Source organism: Streptomyces sp. NPDC026522 (genome assembly GCF_055567555.1).
Genome location: NZ_JBVHQF010000011.1, coordinates 42,968 through 64,397 on the forward strand (window position 1 = coordinate 42,968; position 21,430 = coordinate 64,397).

General features: G+C 73.8%; 21 protein-coding genes. 5 read left to right on the forward strand and 16 right to left on the reverse strand.

Annotated features, from left to right (window positions below; translation table 11 throughout):
* Positions 1-28: 28 nt before the first annotated feature.
* The 3 genes from ACZ4M3_RS26305 to ACZ4M3_RS26315 form a co-directional block, all read right to left on the reverse strand.
* Complete coding sequence (locus ACZ4M3_RS26305) at positions 29-1,162, reverse strand: Rv3169 family protein (RefSeq protein ID WP_467736616.1); 1,134 nt, start codon at positions 1,160-1,162, stop codon at positions 29-31.
* Positions 1,163-2,557: 1,395 nt separating this feature from the next.
* Positions 2,558-3,730, reverse strand: coding sequence for an acyl-CoA dehydrogenase family protein (locus ACZ4M3_RS26310; protein ID WP_467736618.1), 1,173 nt, complete (start codon positions 3,728-3,730; stop codon positions 2,558-2,560).
* A 243-nt stretch (positions 3,731-3,973) separates the two neighbouring features.
* A complete protein-coding gene (locus tag ACZ4M3_RS26315) occupies positions 3,974-4,609 on the reverse strand; it encodes a TetR/AcrR family transcriptional regulator (protein ID WP_467736620.1) in 636 nt (211 codons plus the stop codon).
* Between the two features lie 99 nt (positions 4,610-4,708).
* Here ACZ4M3_RS26315 and ACZ4M3_RS26320 point away from each other — a divergent pair, with 99 nt between their 5' ends.
* Both ACZ4M3_RS26320 and ACZ4M3_RS26325 read left to right on the forward strand, forming a co-directional pair.
* Positions 4,709-5,317, forward strand: coding sequence for a DUF6230 family protein (locus ACZ4M3_RS26320; RefSeq protein ID WP_467736622.1), 609 nt, complete (start codon positions 4,709-4,711; stop codon positions 5,315-5,317).
* On the forward strand, positions 5,308-6,276 hold the full coding sequence (locus ACZ4M3_RS26325) for a DUF6114 domain-containing protein (RefSeq protein WP_467736624.1): 969 nt from the start codon (positions 5,308-5,310) through the stop codon (positions 6,274-6,276). The genes ACZ4M3_RS26320 and ACZ4M3_RS26325 overlap by 10 nt, the downstream gene beginning before the upstream one ends.
* Before the next feature lie 27 nt (positions 6,277-6,303).
* On the opposite strand, the gene ACZ4M3_RS26330 is transcribed toward ACZ4M3_RS26325, so the two are convergent.
* The 3 genes from ACZ4M3_RS26330 to ACZ4M3_RS26340 form a co-directional block, all read right to left on the reverse strand.
* The gene (locus tag ACZ4M3_RS26330; RefSeq protein ID WP_467736626.1) at positions 6,304-6,471 is read right to left on the reverse strand and encodes an SCO1431 family membrane protein; all 168 of its coding nucleotides are present in this window, start codon (positions 6,469-6,471) and stop codon (positions 6,304-6,306) included.
* 166 nt (positions 6,472-6,637) lie between these two features.
* Positions 6,638-7,084 carry an SPW repeat protein gene (locus ACZ4M3_RS26335; protein WP_467736628.1) on the reverse strand — a complete coding sequence of 149 codons (447 nt, stop codon included), beginning with the start codon at positions 7,082-7,084 and terminating at the stop codon, positions 6,638-6,640.
* A 139-nt stretch (positions 7,085-7,223) separates the two neighbouring features.
* Positions 7,224-8,588 (reverse strand): peptidase C39 family protein, encoded by a 1,365-nt coding sequence (locus ACZ4M3_RS26340; protein ID WP_467736630.1) that lies wholly within the window; start codon positions 8,586-8,588, stop codon positions 7,224-7,226.
* A gap of 218 nt (positions 8,589-8,806) precedes the next feature.
* On the opposite strand from ACZ4M3_RS26340, the gene ACZ4M3_RS26345 reads away from it, so the two are divergent.
* From ACZ4M3_RS26345 to ACZ4M3_RS26355, 3 genes are all read left to right on the forward strand, one after another.
* The gene (locus tag ACZ4M3_RS26345; protein WP_467737028.1) at positions 8,807-9,424 is read left to right on the forward strand and encodes a uridine kinase family protein; all 618 of its coding nucleotides are present in this window, start codon (positions 8,807-8,809) and stop codon (positions 9,422-9,424) included.
* A gap of 378 nt (positions 9,425-9,802) precedes the next feature.
* Complete coding sequence (locus ACZ4M3_RS26350) at positions 9,803-11,746, forward strand: AAA family ATPase (protein WP_467736632.1); 1,944 nt, start codon at positions 9,803-9,805, stop codon at positions 11,744-11,746.
* A 46-nt stretch (positions 11,747-11,792) separates the two neighbouring features.
* On the forward strand, positions 11,793-12,779 hold the full coding sequence (locus ACZ4M3_RS26355; RefSeq protein WP_467737030.1) for a phosphotransferase family protein: 987 nt from the start codon (positions 11,793-11,795) through the stop codon (positions 12,777-12,779).
* Positions 12,780-12,833: 54 nt separating this feature from the next.
* On the opposite strand, the gene ACZ4M3_RS26360 is transcribed toward ACZ4M3_RS26355, so the two are convergent.
* From ACZ4M3_RS26360 to ribD, 10 genes are all read right to left on the reverse strand, one after another.
* On the reverse strand, positions 12,834-13,910 hold the full coding sequence (locus ACZ4M3_RS26360; protein ID WP_467736634.1) for a hemolysin family protein: 1,077 nt from the start codon (positions 13,908-13,910) through the stop codon (positions 12,834-12,836).
* The gene (locus ACZ4M3_RS26365) at positions 13,907-15,256 is read right to left on the reverse strand and encodes a hemolysin family protein (RefSeq protein WP_467736636.1); all 1,350 of its coding nucleotides are present in this window, start codon (positions 15,254-15,256) and stop codon (positions 13,907-13,909) included. The genes ACZ4M3_RS26360 and ACZ4M3_RS26365 overlap by 4 nt, the downstream gene beginning before the upstream one ends.
* 197 nt (positions 15,257-15,453) lie before the next feature.
* Complete coding sequence (locus ACZ4M3_RS26370) at positions 15,454-15,915, reverse strand: PH domain-containing protein (RefSeq protein WP_467736638.1); 462 nt, start codon at positions 15,913-15,915, stop codon at positions 15,454-15,456.
* 41 nt (positions 15,916-15,956) lie between these two features.
* On the reverse strand, positions 15,957-16,805 hold the full coding sequence (hisG, locus tag ACZ4M3_RS26375; RefSeq protein WP_453355000.1) for an ATP phosphoribosyltransferase: 849 nt from the start codon (positions 16,803-16,805) through the stop codon (positions 15,957-15,959).
* Between the two features lie 82 nt (positions 16,806-16,887).
* Positions 16,888-17,169 carry a phosphoribosyl-ATP diphosphatase gene (locus tag ACZ4M3_RS26380; RefSeq protein WP_214944004.1) on the reverse strand — a complete coding sequence of 94 codons (282 nt, stop codon included), beginning with the start codon at positions 17,167-17,169 and terminating at the stop codon, positions 16,888-16,890.
* Positions 17,170-17,204: 35 nt separating this feature from the next.
* The gene (gene ribH, locus ACZ4M3_RS26385; RefSeq protein ID WP_007262951.1) at positions 17,205-17,690 is read right to left on the reverse strand and encodes a 6,7-dimethyl-8-ribityllumazine synthase; all 486 of its coding nucleotides are present in this window, start codon (positions 17,688-17,690) and stop codon (positions 17,205-17,207) included.
* Between the two features lie 58 nt (positions 17,691-17,748).
* Positions 17,749-19,044: a bifunctional 3,4-dihydroxy-2-butanone-4-phosphate synthase/GTP cyclohydrolase II gene (locus ACZ4M3_RS26390; RefSeq protein ID WP_467736641.1), complete on the reverse strand. Its 1,296-nt coding sequence runs from the start codon at positions 19,042-19,044 to the stop codon at positions 17,749-17,751.
* On the reverse strand, positions 19,041-19,694 hold the full coding sequence (locus tag ACZ4M3_RS26395; protein WP_467736643.1) for a nicotinamide mononucleotide transporter family protein: 654 nt from the start codon (positions 19,692-19,694) through the stop codon (positions 19,041-19,043). Before ACZ4M3_RS26395 ends, ACZ4M3_RS26390 begins: the two co-directional genes overlap by 4 nt.
* The gene (locus ACZ4M3_RS26400; RefSeq protein ID WP_467736645.1) at positions 19,691-20,314 is read right to left on the reverse strand and encodes a riboflavin synthase; all 624 of its coding nucleotides are present in this window, start codon (positions 20,312-20,314) and stop codon (positions 19,691-19,693) included. The genes ACZ4M3_RS26395 and ACZ4M3_RS26400 overlap by 4 nt, the downstream gene beginning before the upstream one ends.
* Complete coding sequence (ribD, locus tag ACZ4M3_RS26405) at positions 20,315-21,394, reverse strand: bifunctional diaminohydroxyphosphoribosylaminopyrimidine deaminase/5-amino-6-(5-phosphoribosylamino)uracil reductase RibD (protein WP_467737032.1); 1,080 nt, start codon at positions 21,392-21,394, stop codon at positions 20,315-20,317. It lies immediately after the preceding gene.
* Between the last annotated feature and the right edge of the window lie 36 nt (positions 21,395-21,430).

Genomic DNA, 21,430 nt, shown 5'->3' on the forward strand with positions numbered 1-21,430 from the left:
GCGGGTGCGTTCGGGTACGGGCTACGGGCTACGGGGCGACCGAGGCGTAGTCCGCGAAGCCGCTGGGGTCGTGGCGGCCGAAGCTGCCGTGCTCGAAGATGCCGTGGCCGACCCGGCCGTCGAGGGTGAAGCGGGCCGAGTGGTCGGTGACGCCGAAGGCGGCCATGGGGTGGGCGGCGGGGTCGGAGAGGTCGTAGACGCGCCGGTCGGTCCAGCCGCGGCCCTGCCAGGTGCCGTGCTGCCAGTCGGCGGCGGGCGGGTAGCCGGCGCCGACGGCGAGCGGGGAGGAGTTCAGGATCTCCACGCCCAGTTCGAGGGGTTTGCGGACCGGATCGGTGAGGTGGACGACGGCGCTTTCGGGGTGGCGGGTGCCGGGCCGGTAGCGGATGTCGGTGTGCGGCCAGCCGAGCTGGACGTCGCCGCGGCCGCTGCCCTCGGGGAACACCTGGACGGCTTCGCTGAGCGTGCGGTGGCCGTCGGCTTCCTCCTGGGCGATGACCATGAGGAAGCGGTCCTCGAAGCGGACGGGGATCCAGAGCCAGTGGAAGCCTTCGGGACGGTACTCGTCGGCGGCGCGGCCGCCGTCTTCGCCGGGGATGGGCCGCACGCCCCAACTGCGGTCGCGGGTACCGGTCCAGGTGCCGGGGGCGGCGGTGAGCTGCTCGCCCTTGGCGCGGACGGTGCCGGTGACGTTGCCCGCCTGGACGAAGCGGCGGCCCTCCAGCATGAGGCGGTCGCCGCGCCGCTGGACGTGGTGCGGTTCCCATACGGCGGGGAACTCGGCGGTCCAGGTGAGGTCGCAGGAGAGCCCCTGGGGGTCGGCGGGGTCGGCGTCGCAGTGGAGGCGGATGACGCGGAGCGGTTCGTCGACGGTGATCCGCAGGGGGCCGACGGAGAGGTCCATCCGGTCGTCGGTGAGGGCGTCGGAGGCGCGGACGGCGAGGAGTTCGTCGCCGAGGCGCAGGGTGGCGTAGGCGTCGATGACGCCGGCGTTGGGGTAGACGCCGAGGCCGAGGATGAGGACGGCCCGGCCGGCGTGGTCGAAGACGTGGAAGATGCAGCGGTCGTAGGCGTTGCGGTCGCCGCTGACGAGGTGCTTCATCGACAGCGGGGCCTGGTGGACGGGGTACTCGTCCAGGGGTACGGGCCGGTCGGCGGGCATGGCGAACCTCCTGCGCAGGGGTGGGCTCCGCTCGGGCGGATATGACGGTACGTCAGAAACCGCTACCCGGACCAGGGCTGTGGCACACCACGCCACCCCGGCACATCCGGCCACACCCGCCGTGGCGTACGGCGACACCCTCCGGAGCCGCGCTCCCCGACGGGCCCGGCCGCCCCGGGTCCGGCCGCCTGCGGCGCATGCCGTCCCGGCTACCGCCCGGCCCCGGCCCGCCGGACCGGGCGGTCGAGCCGGTCGGCGGTGAAACGATCCGGTAAGCAGCGAAGCGGGCCTCCGCGAAACTCGGCACCGCACGGCGGTGCGCGCGTTGCGGGGGCCGCGGGGGCAGCCGCCGCCTGCCGACAGCCCCCGGCAGGCCCGCCTCCCGCGCCGCATCGGCCCTGCGGGGCCGGAGCCACCGGGACGGCTACCGCTGTTCTGACAGCCCCACGGCAGATCCCGTTCCCCCACCGCGTCGGCCCGGCGGGGGCGGAGCGGAACGAGCACGCCCAAGCGGCCTGCCGGGCCAAACCGGACGAGCACGCCCAAGCGCCGGGCGGATGGCCCCGGTTCCGGCCCTGTCGGCCGTGCCCGGTTACCTCAGCCGCTCCCGTACGGCTCCGGGCCCCAAAGGCCCGAAGCGGGTGGCCGTGACACCAGGCCGAACGGCTTGGGCACGGCACCCGGCGCGCCGGGTGCCGTGCCCAAGGCAGCCTTGCCGTACGGCGCCGCCCGGGACTCGCGGGGGGACCGGCCGTCGCAGGCCCAGCCCCTTCCCGCCCCCAGGACCGGAAGCGGACCGGCCGCGCCGCCCGCCGGTGGGCGCCACAGGCAGCCAATAGAGCCGATGGCGGGGCACCCTGCGGGCGCGAGGCGGCGCGTGCCCCCCTTCACCGCAGCGATTCGACCGGAACTACCTCTTGAGCGGGCCGGGGCCACCCCCGGCTCGACCGGGCAGGCGCTGCGGCCTGACGGGACCGGGGCCAGCCGTCGGCGGACCCGGGCGAGCGCCGCGACCGCTGCTGCCAGCGGCCGGATAGGCCAGGCCCCGGCGTGCCCGGGCGGCGGACGCCGCAACCGCTGCTGCGGGCGCCCGGACAGGACAGGGCCGCCCCCGGCGGACCGGTGCGGGCGCCACAGGGGTACCACCTGCCCGGCGCGGACCGAACGGTCTTGCGGGGCCGCACGCCCGGGGGCGGAATTACACGCGGTCCGGTCGGTCGGCATCTCCCCGCGCCTCCCGGACGGCGCACCGCCCACCCGAGGCGGGCCGGGCGGCGGCAGGCAGCGCCGGCTTCCGTCGAGGCAGCTCCGAGGGGCGGCCCGGGCGGGTCAGCGGGCCCGATGCGCCCGCGCCTCCCGGGCGGAGCGCCGCCATCCGAAGCGACCCGGGCGGGATCAGCGGGATTCGGGGCCGGCCAGGTGGCGGGCGATGACCATGCGCTGGATCTGGTTGGTGCCCTCGACGATCTGGAGCACCTTCGCCTCGCGCATCAGCCGCTCCACCGGGAAGTCCGCGGTGTACCCGTAGCCGCCGAGCACCTGCACCGCGTCGGTGGTCACGGCCATCGCCGCGTCGGTGCAGAACAGCTTGGCCATCGCCGCCTGCCGGGAGAACGGCTTGCCCGCGTCCCGCAGCCGCGCCGCCGCCAGGTACAGCGCCCGGCCCGCCTCGATCTTCGTCGCCATGTCGGCCAGCATGAAGCGCAGCCCCTGGAAGTCCGCGATCGGGTGCCCGAACTGCTTGCGGTCCAGGGCGTAGCCGAGTGCCTCGTCCAGCGCCGCCTGGGCCACGCCGATCGCGCAGGCGGCGATGCCGAGCCGGCCCGCGTCCAGGGCGGCGAGGGCGATCGTGAAGCCCTGGCCCTCCTCGCCGATGCGCCGGGTGTCGGGCACCCGGACCCCGTCGAAGTGCAGCTGGGCGGTGGGCGAGCCCTTGAGGCCCATCTTCTTCTCCGGCACGGCCGCCGTCAGGCCGGCGGCGTCGCCGGGGACGAGGAAGGCGGTGATGCCCTTGGGTCCCTCGCCACCGGTGCGGGCGAGCACGGTGTAGAAGTCCGCGACCCCGCCGTGGGTGATCCACGCCTTGGTGCCGGTGATCACCCAGTCGTCGCCGTCGCGCACCGCCTTGGTGCTGAGGGACGCCGCGTCCGAGCCGGCGGCCGGCTCGGAGAGGCAGTACGCGCCGAGCAGGCCGCCGCCGAGCATCGCGGGCAGGTGGGCCTTCTGCTGCTCCTTGCTGCCGTACCCGGCCAGGCCGTGGCAGGCCAGGGAGTGCACGCTGACGCCGAGGCCGACGGTCAGCCGGGCCGCCGCCAGCTCCTCCAGCACCTGGAGGTAGACCTCGTACGGCTGCTCGCCGCCGCCGGACTCGCCGTCGTACGGGAGGCCGAGCAGCCCGGAGTCGGAGAGCAGGGTGAAGACCTCGCGGGGGAAGCGGCCGGCGTCCTCCTCCTCGGCGGCCCGGGGGCGGATCTCCCGCTGCGCGATCTCTCGTACGAGCGCGAGCAGATCGCGGGGCTCTTCGGTGGGCAGCTGACGTTCCACCGGCTGCGGGGCGCGGTCGTTCATGGCGGCGCTCTCCTCCCTCATCGGGCACGGCGACGGCGCGTGAGGTGTGGGACGCGCCGCCGGGTCTCGGTGCTCTCACAGCCGATACTGCCCTCCCGGATCACGGAAGGGCCTGTTCAGCGGCTGCGGCGGCTTGAGTATGCCCGATCAGGGGCTTCCCGTCACCGGTAGTTGATCGTCAAGGTCCCCGGCCGCACCGGAGGCCCCGTCGAGTACGGGTGGAGTCGGGCACTCGGGTACGAACTACTCGATCACCACCAAAGTGGCCCGTAGCCGGCGCACCAGCAGCGCCCCCGGTTCGGCCCGGCCGGGCAGCCCTTCCGCGGTGTCCGACCCGAGCCCGCCGATCCGTTCCAGGGTGGTTCCCTCGACCCCGGAGAGCCAGCCGACGAGGGCCAGGCGGGCGACCGGCGGAACGGCGCGGCGCCCGTACGCACCCTCGGCGATGGTGGCCACCGGTTCCTCGCGGACCGCGTCGCGGATGACGAGGACTTCGGCGTCGGAGCCGACCCCGCCCGTGACGATGGTGCGGTACGCCGCCTGGTGGTGCTCGGCGTAGTAGAGGTAGCGGTCGACGGTGCGGCGGGGGCGTTCGGCGCCGGTCGGGCCGGTGTCCGCTCGGGCGCGGGCGACGAGTTCGGCCACCGACTCCTCCACGATGGCGAGGTAGTGGCCGCGCTTGCTCTTGAAGTAGTGGGAGACCAACCCCTTGGCGACGTCCGCCTGTTCGGCGATGTCGTCCATGGACAGCGCGTCGTACGGCGTATCGGCGAACAACTTGCTTCCGGTGGCCATGGGTTCGGCTCTGCGAACCTGCGAACGGCCCGTCGCGCCGGGCTGTCGGGCGCGGCGCCGACCGCACTGTTGACTATTATTCAAATACGGCCCTAGCCTCGAACTCCCACAGGACGCCCGCAGTACGGCAGGCCTGTCTCAAGCACTTCCCCTGCGCACGGACGACGTACGGGAGGCACTTCCATGAGTTCGGACACCAGGCCCGAGGGCCGGGTCGACTGGCGCAAGACGGCGGCCGTGGCACTGCCCGCGATCGTCGCCGTCGGGGTGCTGGCCACGGTCATGGCCCAGGGGGCGCTGGCCGCGTCCTTCGCCGTATCGGGGACCAGTTTCCAGGTCTCCTCCTCCAGACTGAGCAGCAAGGGGCTCGCCTCCTACGTCCAGACGGACCGGGCGGCGGACGGCAAGGGGCACCCGGTGGCCCTGCTCGGGATCGGCGAGGCGACCCTCTCCGACATCTGCCAGGCCGCCCGGGTGGACACCCCGCTGGGCACGGTGGTCTTCAAGCTGACCGCCGGCGGACCGGCCGGGCAGGTGACGGCCGGCAATCTCGTCATCGACGGCGAGGACCTCGACGGCGACGCCACCTTCGGCACCGCCCAGATCGGCCGGGACGCCTCCACCCTCGACCAGGTCGACGGGGTCAGTGGCGAGCCGGGCAAGTTCGGGCTCCAGGCGGGGAACATCGAGGTGCTGAACGTGAAGTCCCACGCCTGGTCCGCCACGGGCGGCGATTTCCGGCTCAAGGGCATGCGGCTGAGCGTCAGCCTGGACGGCGCGCAGTGCTTCTAGGGAGGGCCGCGCGGGGCGGCGAGCGTTCGCGTCGGCACACGCCGGGGGCCCGGCTCCCGCTGCCGGGCCCCCGGGGGCGGTGGCGCGCGTGGCGCCGGACCCGGCCGTTCTGGGGCGGGCTGCTGGTGCTGCTGGGCGGGGCCGAACTGCTGCTGGTCCCGCTCTCCCCGCTGACGGTGCTGGTCAGTCTCGGTCTGGGCGGGATCGCGGCCATCGGGATAGGGGCCGCGCTGGTCGTGGCGGCGCTCTTCCTGTGGTTCCTGCCCCAGGCGAAGGCGTACGTCTCCGTGCACGCCCTGCTGCTGTCGGTGCTGTCCTTCGTGGCGACCAACCTCGGCGGCTTCCTGGTGGGGATGCTGCTCGGGGTCGCGGGCAGCGCGCTGGCGTTCGGCTGGACCCCGCGCCCGGCCGGGGAGCCGGGCGCCCCGCCGGGTACGGGCGGCGGCGCCCCGCGCGTCCTGGCCGCCGTACTGCCGGTGGCGCTGCTGGCGTCGCTGACGACGGGGGCGACGGGCGCTGCACAGGCGCGGGCCGCGGCGCCGGCGGCGCAGGTGACCGCCGCCCGGACTCCCCCGACGGTGACCACCTCGCTCTTCGCGCCCCGGGGCTTCGCCTTGGCCGGGGTCGCCGAGGTGGCGACGGCCGGGGGACCGCGCAAGGTGCTGGTGCTGAAGATGGCGGCCGCCTCGCTCACCGACTACCGGCTGCGCACCAGGGACGGCCGGGACGAGTACGGGCTGGCCGCCTCGTCGCTGGTGCTGCGCGGTGACGTGACCTTGTACCTGACCAGGTTCAGCGGCTGCATCGAGGGGCTGTTGTGCGTCACGTTCAGCCCCGAGGGGCTGCCCGCTCCCCCGGTCATCCCGCCCTTCGTCTTCATGACGCGGGTCAGCGCCGAGCAGGCACTGGTCACCTCGGACGTGATCGTCACGGACGGGCTGCGACTGGAGGCGTCGTGAACGCGGTCGGGACGGCGCGCGGGACGGTCAGAGCCAGCCGACCTGGGTGACGAACATGGCGACGACGACCACCAGGGTCCAGCCGAGGACGTGTTCCAGCCAGGCGCCGTCTTCCCTGGGGCCGCCGGTGCCGACGAGTCGGCGGGCGCGGGTGGTGAGGGCGGGGCCGGTGAGGGCCGAGGTGCGTGCGGTCATGCCGTCCAATGTGGCAGCCTTCGCGGCTTTTGCGGTAGAGACGAGCATCACGGGTGGCACACCTCACGCCGGCCCGCGTCCCTCCGGCACCGCGCCCGCCCCACGCCTCGCGCCCGCCGCGGGAAGCGGCGGGCGCGAAGGGTCCGACGGACGGCGGGGGGAAGCGTCAGGTGCGGCGCATCCGGCCGGCGCCCCGGCGTCCCGGATTCGCCATGACGGCCATCGCCAGCGCCAGCAGGGTGCCGACGGCGCCCGCTATGACGTTGCTGACCACGGAGCGGGTCGTGTCCACGTTGCCCGCGATGACCCACGGGGCGATGATCGTCCAGACGGCGATGCCGACGGCGGTCCACGCCATGGCGTGGGTGCGCTCGTAGGCGGTCCCCAGTCCGCCCATGCACAGGCAGTACGCCAGGCCTGCGATGAGGTTGTTGACCGCCAGCGCGCTCAGCACGCTGAATCCGGCGATCCACGGCGACGCCGCGATGTAGAGGCCCGTGATCAGGGCCAGCGCCTCCACCGCCTGCGCCCTGGGTGTGCTGGTGACCTGCTCGAACCGGGTGCGCATCTCGGCGAGGTCGGGGTGGTGTTCGATGCTTGAGTGCGTGGTCATGTCGGACTGCCTCCTGTTGAAGCTGCTCCTACACCCCCTCTGCCCTTTATGCCCCATTTACAACCCATTCGCCGCAATCAATTCGGTGGCGCATTCGGCGGGCGCACCACGCCACCCGCCGCCGCCCGGCCCCCGCGCCTCAGATCACGCCGACCGAGCGCAGGGCCGCCAGTTGCGCGGCGCCCGGACGGGCCGGCACGTAGAGGTAGCAGATCCCTCCGGTGGCCTGGACCTCCTTGCCCGCCGCGTTGTGGCGCCTGGTGCGCAGCCAGATGTTCTCGAACTCGGTACGGCGGTAGACCCGGCGCACGGCGTCGTCGTCCGCCGAGTTGGGGTCGTTGGCGATCACGTCTCCGGCCCCGGTGAAACCGATGACGGTCATGAGGTGGCCGGAGGTGCCGTACCCGGCGCCGGTGAGCTCCTCGGGCAGGAAGGACTGCGAGGTGATGACCGGGACGCCGGCGCGGACCAGCGTTTCCAGGTCCGCGAGGGAGGCCAGCCGGGTCACCACCGCGGCCAGGTCCCGGTAGGTGGCGGCGTAGGCGGCGTTGAAGGGCCAGTTCCCGCAGCCCTTGTAGGCGGCGTCGTAGGTGGAGCGGGCGGCGTGGCAGACCTGCGGGTCGGAGTAGGAGGGGTTCACCCACGCCAGGTCCCGGGCGGTGGGCTTGCGGCCCCAGAACTCGATGATCATCTGGGAGGACGTGGGGCTGCACCAGGCCTCCCCGCCGTTGTCGTACTCGGGGTACCGGCCGACGTGGATCTCCTGCGAGTAGCGCGGGACCTTGAGCTCGTGGGCCGTGCCGGAGGGCGCCGAGGGGGGCACGGTGAACCGGTCCGGGACGCCCGAGGCCATCGCTCCGGCCAGCCACACCGTGGGGCCGCCGGTGGTGCCGGGCTTGCGGTGCAGGGTCAGGCGCAGCTGCCAGCCCCGCAGCCGCACCCCGCTCGCCTTCGCCGGGGTGTCCACGGCCAGGGTGTCGGTCCAGACGGTGCTGCGGCCGTCGGTCTGGCCGTCGACCGAGGTGCGCCGGATGTCGCTCTCGCCGGAGGCCCAGCGGCCCATCACGTACCAGGGGGTGGTGGTGCCGTCGCCGTAGGTGCCGCGCAGTTCCGTCTGGATCCAGCTGCCGGCCGGGGTCCGGGCGTTCCAGGAGGCGACGGCCTCGGTGGCGGGGACGGCGGAGCGGTGCAGCGGGGAGGTCCAGGTGGCGTAGTCCCAGGCGGCCGTCCTGCCGGTGTGCGGGTCGGTGTACTCGGTCCGGCCGGCCGGGGCCCCGATCTCCAGCCCGGGGCGGGCGCCGGCGACGGCTTTGGTGCCGTGGTGGGTGCCGGCCTGCCAGTGGGCGTACGAGTACCAGAACAGGTTGTCGATCGTCGGGGCGGTGGCGCCGGCGTCCCGGCGGGGCCGGGCGGCGGCCGCGGCCTTTCCGCCGGGCACCGTGGCCACGGCGGCGGCCGCGAGGGCCGCGGCGAGCAGGGCCCGGCGCGGGGTGGGTGCGGTCATGGTGGTGGTCCCCCTGGGGTCGGCGCGGTGGATCGGCTGTTCCACCCTTCCAGTTCCCGGCCGGGGGGTGACGGAAGCCGGGGGCCGTGTCGGAAGGGCGCCGGGGACGGACGGCGCCGGGGGACACCGGATCCGGCCGCCGGGCCCGTGGGCCATAGGCTGGCCGGGTGGAGCAGCCCGAGCAGTCCCCCCACTCCCCCCTCTCCCCCGGCCGGCCCCTGGGGCCGCTGGCGCGGGAGCTCGCCGCCCTGCCGCCCTCCCTCGGGCCGGTCCGGCTGATCGGCGTCGACGGGCACGCCGGGTCAGGCAAGAGCACCTTCGCCGCGCGGCTCGCCGAGGCGCTGGACGGCGCTCCGGTGCTGCACCTGGACGACGTGGCCACGCACGAGGAACTGTTCGACTGGTTCGGGCGGCTGCGTACCCAGGTCCTGGAGCCGCTCGCGGCCGGCCGGGCCGCGCACTGGGCCCCGTACGACTGGGTGCTGCGCCGGTCCGGCCCCGAGCGGGTGCTGGAGCCGGCTCCGGTGCTGGTCGTCGAGGGGGTCGGCGCGGGACGGCGGGCGCTGCGCCCGTGGCTGGCGCGGCTGCTGTGGATGGAGACGCCGTGCGAGCAGTCCTGGGGGCGCGGACGAAACCGGGACGGGCGTGAACTTTCCGGTTTCTGGGACGAATGGGAGCGCGCGGAGCTCGCGCACTTCTCGCACGATCCTTCGCGCCCCTTCGCCGACACGCTGGTACGCCAGAGCGGTACGGGATACGAGTGGACTTCCGGGGCCCCTGGGACCGCGAGGACCCCGGCTTCGACCACGGAACGTCACGGACTCCCCCGGGCCTGAGCGGCGCCGCCGACGGGCCGCCGCAGGGCTGCTCCGAGCCGCTTGACCTCGCCCCCGCGACGGCCGTACGTTCTGAATGCGCGGTCCGCGAGGACCGCAGCGGACGCGGAGCCCCCGATTGTTCCCCCGTGATCGGGGGCTTCGTTCTGTCCGGCCCCGGTCGCGGACGGCCGGCCGGACCCGCACTCCCCGCCTCTTCCTTCACCCAGAGTCACCGCGGTGGTCCGCGAGGCGCTCCCGACCCGCGCCCTCCGCACCCTGGGTAAGGAGCGTGACCGCGGGTACGATGCAGCCCTGATTTCATCGGCATGGTGGACAACTCACGGGACTGTTCCGCGGGTTGCCGCGCACCACGGGGGCAGGCTTGTGGGGGATGTGATGGACTTCGGCATGCCGGGCAGCACCCACGCCCCGGCCGAACTCGCCTGGCTGCGCGGCGTCGACGCCTGCACCATGGGCGCCTACCCGCAGGCCGAGGAGGAGTTCCGCACGGCGGTGCGGCTCGATCCCGCGATGGCCGACGCCTGGCTGGGCCTGCACGCGCTCCGCGTGGACACCACCAACGCGCTGCTGCGCATGTACGCGCACCGGGACCGCTTCGGCGAGCAGCGGGCCCGCCACCGGCGGACGCTGAACTCCTGGTACTGGCTGGGCTGGTGGGTCCAGCCGGTACTGGAGAGCCGCCGGGACCTGCTGCTGGCCCACGCCTCGCACTGGCTGGACGGCCGCCACGTGCCCGAGCTGGACCAGGCGCTGGCCGCCCTGCCCCCGGTCGACACCGATCCGCAGGTCCGCTTCCTGCACGCCTGCCGGGCCTACCTGGTCAAGGACTGGGAGCAACTGGTACGGCACACCGAGCCGCTGGTGGACGATCCACAACTGGGCATCGAGGCGCGCCTGTTCGGCGGCATGGCCCGGGTCCGGCTGGAGATGTACGGGCAGGCGGAGCCGATGCTGGCGGCGGCGCTGATGCGCTGTCGCAGCGAGCAGCCGCAGCGCAAGGAGCTGCGGTACTGGCTGGCGCGGGCGCACGAGGGAACGGGCCGCAGCGCCGCCGCCCTGCCGCTGTACCGGGCGGTGCACCGGGTGGACCCGGCCTTCATGGACACCGCGGCGCGCCTGACCGCGATCGCCGACAGCAGCGACCCCGACGACATGGCCGGTTACGCGGGCTACGGGCACTCCGGCGAGGGCTTCGCCGGGCACGGCCCCGCCCCGGCGGGCGGCGACCTGGCGGCGGTGGCCCTCGGCGGCGGGGGCGGCGGTCCCGCGCAGGACATCGCGGCGGACTCCCAGCCGGAGGCGGACCCGCTGCTCTGCGACCCGCCGGAGCTCCGCTTCGGTCCGCCGGACGCGGGCCGGGCGGACGGGATGCGCCACAAGGCGGCGTTACCGGCCCAGGGCGCGCCCCCGGGGCTGCCGGCCGGCCCCGCCGATCCGCAGGCGCTGGAGCAGGCGCTCGCGGAGCTGGAGCGGATGGTGGGGCTGGAGCCCGTCAAGCGCCAGGTGAAGGCCCTCTCGGCGCAGCTGCACATGGCCGGGCTGCGGGCCGGCCAGGGGCTCCCGGTGCAGCCGCCCAAGCGGCACTTCGTCTTCTCGGGGCCCTCCGGGACCGGGAAGACCACGGTGGCCCGGATCCTCGGCCGGGTCTTCTACGCGCTCGGGCTGCTGGGCGGCGACCACCTGGTGGAGGCCCAGCGGGCCGACCTGGTGGGCGAGTTCCTCGGGCAGACGGCCGTCAAGGCGAACGAGCTGATCGATTCGGCGATCGGCGGGGTGCTGTTCGTGGACGAGGCGTACAGCCTGTCCAACTCCGGTTACAGCAAGGGCGACGCGTACGGCGACGAGGCGTTACAGGTGTTGCTCAAGCGCGCGGAGGACAACCGCGACCACCTCGTGGTCATCCTCGCGGGCTACCCGGCCGGGATGGACCGGCTGCTGAGCACCAACCCGGGGCTGTCCTCCCGGTTCACCACCCGGGTGGACTTCCCGAGTTACCGGCCCTCCGAGCTGACCGCCATCGGGGAGGTACTGGCGGACGGGAACGGCGACCGCTGGGACGAGGAGGCGCTGGAGGAACTGCGCAGCATCAGCGGGCACGTGGTCGAGCAGGGCTGGATCGACGAACTCGGCAACGGCCGGTTCCTGCGCACCCTCTACGAGAAGAGCTGCGCCTACCGGGACCTGCGGCTGGCCGGCTTCGCCGGCGACCCCTCCCGGGAGGACCTGTCGACGCTGCGGCTGGCGGACCTGATGCAGGCGTACGGCGAGGTCCTCTCGGGCCGCGGCCCCCAAGAACGCCCGGAGCCGCCGCCGTTGTAGCGGCCGGCCGCGTTCACCGGGCGTCGGATAGCCTGCCCGCATGGTGATGGACGAGGGGGCCGGGGACGCCGGGGACATCGGCGCGCGGACTGACGGCCAGGGCTGGGCCGCCACCCGGTCCTGGGTGGAGGAGGGGCTCTCCGAGGGGGAGCACGTCGAGCGGGTCGTGCGGCTGCGCGGCGGCTGGACGTCGCGGATGCGCCGGCTGGAGGTGCGCGGCCCGGGCGGCCGGCGCGCACTGGTCCTGCGGTCCTTCGTCAAACCCTTCTACCTGCGGCACGCGGAAGGCCTGCTGCTGCGGGAGGCGGCCGTCCTGGGGCTGCTCGCCGGTACGGAGGTGCCCGCGGCCGCGCTCGCGGCGGTGGACGCGACGGCCCGGTACTGCGACCACCCCTCCCTGCTCATGTCCCTGCTGCCGGGGGCCGTGCGGCTGGGCGATGCGGGCGCCGACGAGCGCGCCGAACTGCTGGCCCGGCAGCTGGTGCGGATCCACCGGCTGCCGGTTCCCGCGGAGCGGCGGCCCCGCGCCTATCAGGCCTGGGCCTCGCCCGAGCGGGTCAGCCCGCCCGGGGACACCGGGCGGCCCGAGCTGTGGCAGCGGGCCGTCGACGGCATCCGCCGCGAGCCCCCGGCCCACCGGGGCTGCTTCCTGCACCGGGACTACCATCCCGGCAACGTCCTGTTCACCGGCGCCGGCGCCGGGCTGCGGATCAGCGGTGTCGTCGACTGGGTGGAGACCTCCTGGGGCCCGGCCGACCTGGACGTGGCCCACTGCTCCACGGCCCTCGCCCTGCTGCACGGCGTTCCCGCCGGCATGCGGTTCGCCGACCGCTACGTCGCGGCGGGCGGGAACCTGGCCGAAGACCGCGCCGAGCACCTCTACTGGCGGCTGCTGGACGCACTGGGCTTCGCCCCCGACGCGGAGAAGGTCGCCGTCCCCTGGCGGGAACTGGGCCGCACCGACCTGACCCCCGGTGTGCTGGCCGGGAGGCTGGAGGCGTACGTCCAGGCCCTCTTCGACCGCTACGGCTGAACGGCACCGGCCGCCACGACCCCGAAGGGCCGTGGCGGCCGCCGCCGGACCGGGTCAGCCCGCCATGGCGTCTTCCTGGACGGGGGCCCGGCGGGCCGCCGGGGCCGTGCGGTGCGCGGGGTCGCGTACCTCGCCGACCAGCATCTCCAGGACGTCCTCCATGGCGACCAGGCCCAGCACCCGGCCGCCCGGGTCGGCGACCTGGGCGAGGTGGGTGGCGTCGCGCCGCATGACCGTCAGGGCGTCGTCCAGCGGGAGGGTGGCGGACAGGGTCGTCATCCGGCGCCAGACCCGCTGGGGTACGGCCCGTTCCCGGTCCTCCAGGTCCAGTACGTCCTTGACGTGCAGGTAGCCCATGAAGGCCCCGTTGCCGGAGCGGACGGGGAAGCGCGAGTAGCCCGTCCGCACGGTCAGCTGTTCGATCTGACGCGGCGTGACGTCGGGGCCGACGGTGACGAGCCGGTCCCGGGCGAGGAGGACGTCGGTGACGGGGCGGGTGCCCAGTTCCAGGGCGTCCTCCAGCCGCTCCTGTTCGACCGGTTCCAGGAGTCCGGCCTGCCGGGAGTCCTTGAGGAGCCGGCCGAGCTGGGCGCTGGTGTACACGGCCTCGACCTCGTCCTTGGGCTCGACCTTGAAGAGCCGCAGGACGGCCGTGGCACAGGCGCCGAGCCCGGTGGTGACCGGTCCGCACAGGCGGGCGAAGGCGACCAGGCCGGGGCTGAACCACAGGGCGGTCTTCTCGGGGGCGGCCATGGCGAGGTTCTTGGGGACCATCTCGCCGATGACCAGGTGGAGGAAGACCACGGCGGCGAGCGCCACCGCGTAGCCGAGCGGGTGGACCAGTCCCTCGGGGACGTGGACGGCGTGGAACACGGGCTCCAGCAGCCGGGCCACGGTGGGTTCGGCGACCGCGCCGAGGGTCAGCGAGCACAGGGTGATGCCGAACTGCGCGGCGGCCATCATGCGGGGCAGGTTCTCCAGGCCGTGCAGCACCTGGCGGGCCCGCTTGGAGCCGGCCGCGAGGGGCTCGATCTGGCTGCGGCGTACGGAGACGAGTGCGAACTCGGCCCCGACGAAGAAACCGTTGGCCAGGACGAGGAGCAGGGCGAAGAGCAGTTGGAGCGCGTTCACCGGCCGGCCGCCTCGAGTTCGGCGGGAGCCGGGAGCGGGGCGGTGCGCACGAGCCGGACGCGTTCGGCCCGGTAGCGGCGCACCTGGCGGACCGACAGCCGCCAGCCGGGGAGTTCGGCCCGGTCCCCGGGGGCGGGGATCCGGCCGAGCAGGTCGGCGACGAGACCGGCGACGGTCTCGTACGGGCCCTCGGGTACCTCCAGGCCTATCCGGCGCAGGGTGTGCACGCGGCAGCTGCCGTCGGCCTCCCAGGACGGCCGGCCGTCCTCGGCGGCCACGGCGGCCAGCTCGGGGCCGTCGTCCTCCGCGAGGTCGTGTTCGTCGCGTACCTCGCCGACGAGCTCTTCCACGATGTCCTCCAGGGTGACGACTCCGGCGGTGCCGCCGTACTCGTCGACGACGACGGCCATCGGCTGTTCGCTGCGCAGCCGCTCCAGCAGCGGCTGCACCGGCAGTGAGCCGGGCACCAGCAGCGGGGCGACGCAGATGCGCGCCACGGTGGTGCGGCCGCGCTCCGCTTCGGGTACGGCGAGGGCGTCCTTGAGGTGGACGACGCCGGTGACCTCGTCGATGCGCTCGCGGTAGACCGGGAAGCGGGACAGGCCGGTGGCCCGGGTCAGGTTGAGCACGTCGGCCGCGGTGGCCGTGTGCTGGAGGGCGCTGACCTTCACCCGGGGCGTCATCACGTGCTGGGCCGTGAGCCCGCCCAGGGACAGGGTCCGAACGAAGAGGTCGGCCGTGTCCTGTTCCAGCGCGCCGGCCTGGGCCGAATGGCGGACCAGGGAGACGAGTTCGCCGGGGGTGCGGGCGGACGCCATCTCCTCGGCCGGTTCCACGCCGAGGGCCCGTACCAGCCGGTTCGCCACGGCGTTGAGGGCCGCGATGACCGGCCGGAAGGCACGGGAGAAGGACTGCTGCGGTCCGGCCACGAACCGGGCCACCTGGAGCGGCCGGGAGACCGCCCAGTTCTTCGGGACGAGCTCGCCGACGACCATCTGGACGGCGGAGGCGAGCAGCATGCCGATGACGACGGCGACGCCGGAGACGGCTCCCCGGGGCAGTCCGGTGGCGCCGAGCGGACCGGACAGCAGGGCCGCGAGGGCCGGTTCGGCGAGCATGCCGACGACCAGGGAGGTGATGGTGATGCCGAGCTGGGTGCCGGAGAGCTGGAACGACAGCTCCCGCAGCGCGCTGACGACCGTGCGGGCACGGCGGTCACCTTCGGCCGCGGCGCGTTCGGCCTCGGGCCGCTCCACGGTGACGAGGCCGAACTCGGCCGCCACGAAGAAGCCGTTGGCGAGGATCAGGGCGAATGCCGCCAGGAGAAGGAGTAGCGGGATGGTCATGCCGCCGCCTCCGCGGGGAGGGCGGCGCGGGTACTACCGGACGATCCGTCCATTGCTGGAGGGAGTCACTCCTCAAGTCGCAGTTGCCCACGGGCCACGGGGTCCCGGGGCCGGTGGCGGGGCGCACGGCTGCGCCCCGCCACCAGGGTAGTCATTGGGATCGCCGCCGCAATGGGACGCAGCGGGGATGCCCGGGGTCAGTGGTCCTTCGCACCGGTTCCGCGGGTTTCGGCGAGGGCGCGCAGGCTGCGCGCGTCGCCGATGGCCCGGGCCTTGGCGATGCCGGGCTGGATGCCGAGGACGGGCAGGCTGGAGCCGTCGTTGAGGTCGAGGAAGACCCAGGGGTCGCCCGGACGGAGGTTCACCCGGAGGATCTGCGCCCACTCCAGCCGGCGGGTCCGGGTGAGGTTGACCACGGTCACCCCGGCCTCGTCCGCGACCACCTTGGGGCGGCTGAGCAGGACGAGGACGGAGCTGAGCAGCACCGCCGTGCAGACGAAGCTGATCCGCTCGCCGGGGTGCAGGTCCAGGAGCAGGGCGATCGCCGTGATGGTGACGAAGATCGCGAGGCCGGCGCCCAGCAGGACGGCCCGGGTGCGGGTCGGCCGGAAGGTGACCGGCAGGGCGGGCGGTGCGGGCTGGGCGGCGGCGTCGGCCATGGTGTGCGCTCGGTTCTGCGAGGTGCGGGACGTGGCGGGGGTCAGAGTCGGCAGGCGTGGATCGAGGTGGTGAGGATCGCGCGCGCGCCGAGCTCGTACAGGTCGTCCATGATCCGCTGGGCTTCCTTGGCGGGAACCATGGCGCGGACCGCGACCCAGCCCTCGTTGTGCAGCGGGGAGACGGTCGGCGACTCCAGGCCGGGGGTGAGGGCCACCGCGCGCTCCAGGTGCTCGGCGCGGCAGTCGTAGTCCATCATCACGTAGCTGCGGGCCACCAGCACGCCCTGGAGGCGGCGCAGGAACTGCTGGGCCTGCGGGTTGTCCGGATCGGTGCCGTTGCCGCGGATGACCACGGCCTCGGAGGTGAGGATCGGCTCGCCGATGACTTCCAGGCCCGCGTTGCGCAGGCTGGTGCCGGTCTCCACGACGTCCGCGATGATCTGGGCGACGCCGAGCTGGATGGCGGTCTCGACCGCGCCGTCGAGGTGGACGACGGAGGCGTCGATGCCCTTCTCGGCGAGGTGCTTGGCGACGATTCCCTCGTACGAGGTGGCGATCGTCATTCCGGTGAAGTCCTCGGGGCCCTTCGCGGTCCCGGGCAGGGTGGCGTAGCGGAAGGTGGACCGGCCGAAGTTCAGCGGCAGGATCTCCTCGGCGCTGGCGCCGGAGTCGAGCAGCAGGTCCCGGCCGGTGATGCCGATGTCGAGCTTGCCGGAGGACACGTAGATCGCGATGTCCTTGGGGCGGAGGTAGAAGAACTCGACCTCGTTCTCGGGGTCGACGACCACCAGCTCCTTGGACTCCTTGCGCATCCGGTAGCCGGCCTCATGGAGCATCGCCGACGCCGGTCCGGAGAGTGAACCCTTGTTGGGGACGGCGATGCGCAGCATGGGGGCTTCCTCGGGTGCGTAGGTGCGAAAGAGTGGGTGCGGGCGGGGGACCCGCGGGAAGAGCTCCGGCCGTAGGACGCCCCTAGAGGTGCGCGTAGACGTCGTCGAGGGAGATCCCGCGCGCCACCATCATCACCTGGACGTGGTAGAGCAGCTGGGAGATCTCCTCGGCGGCGGCTTCCTTGCCCTCGTACTCGGCGGCCATCCAGACCTCGGCGGCCTCCTCGACGACCTTCTTGCCGATGGCGTGGACGCCCTTGCCGACGAGCTCGGCGGTGCGGGAGGAGCTGGGGTCGCCGTTGGCGGCCTTGAGCTGGAGCTCGGTGAAGAGTTCTTCGAAGCTCTTGGTGGGTTTGTTCGCCATGATGGTCCTCAGAATAAGGGGTCCCCCGCTGCCACTCAGCGCCAGGGTTCGCTGACGGTCCGCAGGGTCATGGCGGTGGAGACGGCGGCGGTGACCGCTTCGTGCCCCTTGTCCTCGTTGGACCCCTCGAGCCCGGCGCGGTCCAGCGCCTGCTCGTCGTTGTCGCAGGTCAGGACGCCGAAGCCGACGGGGACTCCGGTGTCGATCGACACCTGTACCAGGCCTTGGGTGACGCCCTGGCAGACGTAGTCGAAGTGCGGGGTGCCGCCGCGGATGACCACACCGAGGGCGACGATGGCATCGTAGCCGCGACCGGCCAGTACCTTCGCCACGACCGGCAGCTCGAAGCTGCCGGGGACGCGCAGCAGGGTGGGCTCGTCGATGCCCAGCTCGTGCAGGGCCCGCAGGGCGCCGTCGACCAGCCCGTCCATGACCTTCTCGTGCCACTGGGCCGCGATCACGGCGACCCGCAGGTCGCCGCAGTTCTTCACGCTCAGTTCGGGTGCGCCCTTGCCGCTCACAGCTCTGCTCCTCGTGGTTCGTGTAGACGTTCGGGGTGGGGTGGGTCGGTGCGGGGGGTTACTGGTTGCCGCAGGCGGAGGTGGTCACGGGCCCCTCCAACCAGGGCAGGTCGTGACCCATCCGGTCGCGCTTGGTGCGCAGGTAGCGCAGGTTGTGCTCGCCCGCCTCGATCGGCATCGCCTCCCGGCCGGCGACGGCGATGCCGTGGCCGACCAGGGCGTCCGCCTTGTCGGGGTTGTTGGTGAGCAGCCGCACGCTGTGCACGCCGAGGTCGGCGAGGATCTGTGCGCCGGCCCCGTAGTCGCGGGCGTCGGCGGGCAGGCCGAGTTCCAGGTTGGCGTCGAGGGTGTCGCGGCCGCGCTCCTGGAGTTCGTACGCGCGCAGCTTGGACAGCAGTCCGATGCCGCGGCCCTCGTGGCCGCGCAGGTAGACCACCACGCCGCGGCCCTCGGCCTGGATGCGGGCCATGGAGGCGTGCAGCTGCGGGCCGCAGTCGCAGCGCTGGGACTGGAAGATGTCGCCGGTCAGGCACTCGGAGTGCATCCGGACCAGGATGTCGTTGCCGTCGCCGACCTCGCCGTGGACGAGGGCGACGTGTTCGACGCCGTCGACGGTGGAGCGGTAGCCGTACGCGGTGAACGCGCCGAAGGCGGTCGGCAGGTTGACCTCGGCCTCGCGGCGCACGGTCGGCTCGGCGGAGCGGCGGTAGGCGATCAGATCCTCTATGGAGATGATCGTCAGGCCGTGCTTGCGGGCGAAGGGGATCAGCTCGGGCAGCCGCAGCATGACGCCGTCCTCGCCGGCGATCTCCACGATGGCGCCGGCCGGGCGCAGCCCCGCGAGGCGGGCGAGGTCGACGGCGGCCTCGGTGTGGCCGTTGCGGACCAGGACGCCGCCGGGCTTGGCGCGCAGCGGGAAGATGTGGCCGGGGCGGACGAAGTCCGAGGGCTCGCAGCTTCCGGCGGCGAGCAGCCGCAGGGTGGTTGCGCGGTCGGCGGCGGAGATGCCGGTGGTGACGCCGTGGGCGGCGCTCGCGTCGACGGAGACGGTGAAGGCGGTCTTCATCGACTCGGTGTTGTGCTGGACCATCTGGGGCAGTTCGAGCCGGTCCAGCTCGGCCCCCTCCATGGGGGCGCAGATCAGGCCGCGGCACTCGCTCATCATGAACGCGATGATCTCGGGGGTGGCCTTCTCGGCCGCGATGACGAGGTCTCCCTCGTTCTCGCGGTCCTCGTCGTCCACGACGACGACCGGGCGGCCTGCCGCGATGTCGCGGACGGCCTGCTCGACGGGGTCGAGGCGGAAGGTCTCCGCGTCGTCGGGCATGTCCGGCACGGGCTTGAGGGTGGTCATGCCGTTGCTCCTTCGAGGGCCGGGGCGGTCGTGGTGCGCGAGCGCTGGTACCAGTCGTACGCGCCCCACAGGACGAGCGCGAAGTAGACGACGTAGACGAGGCCGGAGAAGGCCAGGCCGTTGGTGAAGGCGAGCGGTACGCCGACGAGGTCGACGAGGAGCCAGGCGAACCAGAACTCGACCAGGCCGCGGGCCTGGGCGACCATCGCCACGATGGTGCCGACGAAGATGTACGCGTCGGCCCACGGGCTCCAGGACAGGTTCGGGAAGAGGCTGAAGAGGCCGCCCACGGCGAGGGTGCCGAGGGCCGCTCCGGCCAGCAGCAGGCCGCGCTCGCGCCAGGTCGCGGTGCGGACGGCGATGGAGCCGTCCTGGGCCTGCTGCCTGCCGCGCTGCCAGGCGCGCCAGCCCCATACGGCCACGCCGATGACCAGGAGCTGCTTGCCGACGCCGCCGGAGAGGTGGGCGGAGGCGTAGGCGGCGATCAGGATGAGGCCGGACAGGAGCTGGGCGGGCCAGGTCCATATGGAGCGGCGCCAGCCGAGCGCGAGGGCGGCCAGGCCCATCAGGTTGCCGATCATGTCGGACCAGATCACCTTCTGGCCGACGACCTCGAAGGCCTCGGCGTTGAGCCAGGTCAGGGCGCTCACTGGGCGTCTCCTTCGGTGCGCAGCGGGTTCACTCCGGCGGCCAGCAGCCGCTCCACGTACTTGGCCAGGACGTCGACCTCCAGGTTGACCGGGTCGCCGGGCTGCTTGAGGCCGAGCGTGGTCAGGGCGAGGGTGGTCGGGATGAGGCTGATCGTGAACCAGTCCGCGGCGGCGTCCACCACGGTGAGGCTGACGCCGTCGACGGTGATGGAGCCCTTCTCCACGACGTAGCGGGACAGGTTCGCGGGGAGGGCGACCTTGACGAGTTCCCAGTGCTCGGAGGGGGTGCGGGAGAGGATCCGGCCGGTGCCGTCGACGTGTCCCTGGACCAGGTGGCCGCCGAGGCGGCCGCCGAGCGCCATCGGGCGCTCCAGGTTGACCCGCGAGCCCTCGGCCAGCGCGCCGAGGCTGGAGCGGTTCAGGGTCTCCTGCATGACGTCGGCGGTGAACTCGCCGTCCCCCGTCTCCACGACGGTCAGGCAGACGCCGTTGACGGCGATGGAGTCGCCGTGCTTGGCGCCGTCGGTGACGAGGGGGCCGCGCAGGCGGAAGCGCGAGGCTTCGGCGAGCTGCTCGACGGCGGTGACCTCGCCCAGTTCTTCGACGATTCCGGTGAACACTCAGTGCTCCTTGGGGGCGGTGGTGGGGACGGCGGTGGTGGGGACGGCGGTGATGCGCAGGTCGGTGCCGACGAGGACGGCCTCGGTGATGTCGAGGCGCACCGCGTGGGCGACGGTGGTGATGCCGGCGTCGGCGAGGGCCGCGGGACCGGCCCCGAGCAGGGCCGGGGCGAGGTAGCCGACGACGCGGTCGACGGCCCCCGCTTCGAGGAAGGCGCCCGCCAGGGTGGGGCCGCCTTCGAGGAACACGGAGCGCACGCCGCGGGCGTACAGGGCGGTGAGGAGTCCGGGGACGGGGATGCGGCCGTCGTGCAGGGGCAGCCGGAGCAGGTCGACGCCGGGCAGGTGCCGGGTGTCGGCGTCCTGCGCGACGACGAGCAGCGTCGGGGCCGCGTCGTCGAGGATGCGGGCGCCGGGCAGCAGGGTGGCGTGCGTGTCGAGTGCGACGCGCAGGGGCTGGGTGGCCCCTGCGATGCCGCGTACGGCGAGGTGCGGGTCGTCGGCGCGCAGGGTGCCGCCGCCGACGAGGACGGCGTCGGCCTCGGCGCGCAGCCGGTGGACGTCGGCGCGGGACTCCGGGCCGGTGATCCAGCGGCTGCTGCCGTCGGCGGCGGCGCTGCGGCCGTCGAGGGTGGCGGCGTACTTCCAGGTGACGTGGGGGCGGCCCAGGCGCACGGCAGTCAGCCATGCGGCGTTGCCCGCCTCGGCCTCGGCCCGCAGGAACCCGCCCGCGGTCTCGACCCCGGCCGCGCGCAGGGTGGCGGCGCCGCCGCTGGCCTGCGGGTTCGGGTCGGGGACGGCGTAGACGACGCGGGTGACGCCCGCGTCGAGGAGGGCCTGCGCGCAGGGGCCGGTGCGTCCGGTGTGGTTGCAGGGTTCGAGGGTGACGTACGCGGTGCCGCCGCGGGCGGCGGGGCCCGCGGCGCGCAGGGCGTGGACCTCGGCGTGCGGACCGCCGGCCCGCTGGTGCCAGCCTTCGCCGACGACCGTTCCGGCGGCGTCCGTGATGACGCAGCCGACGACGGGGTTGGGGCTGGTGGAGCCGAGTCCGCGGGCCGCGAGGGCGATCGCCCGGCGCATGGCGGCGGCACCCGTCTCGGGTGCGGTCTGCGCGGC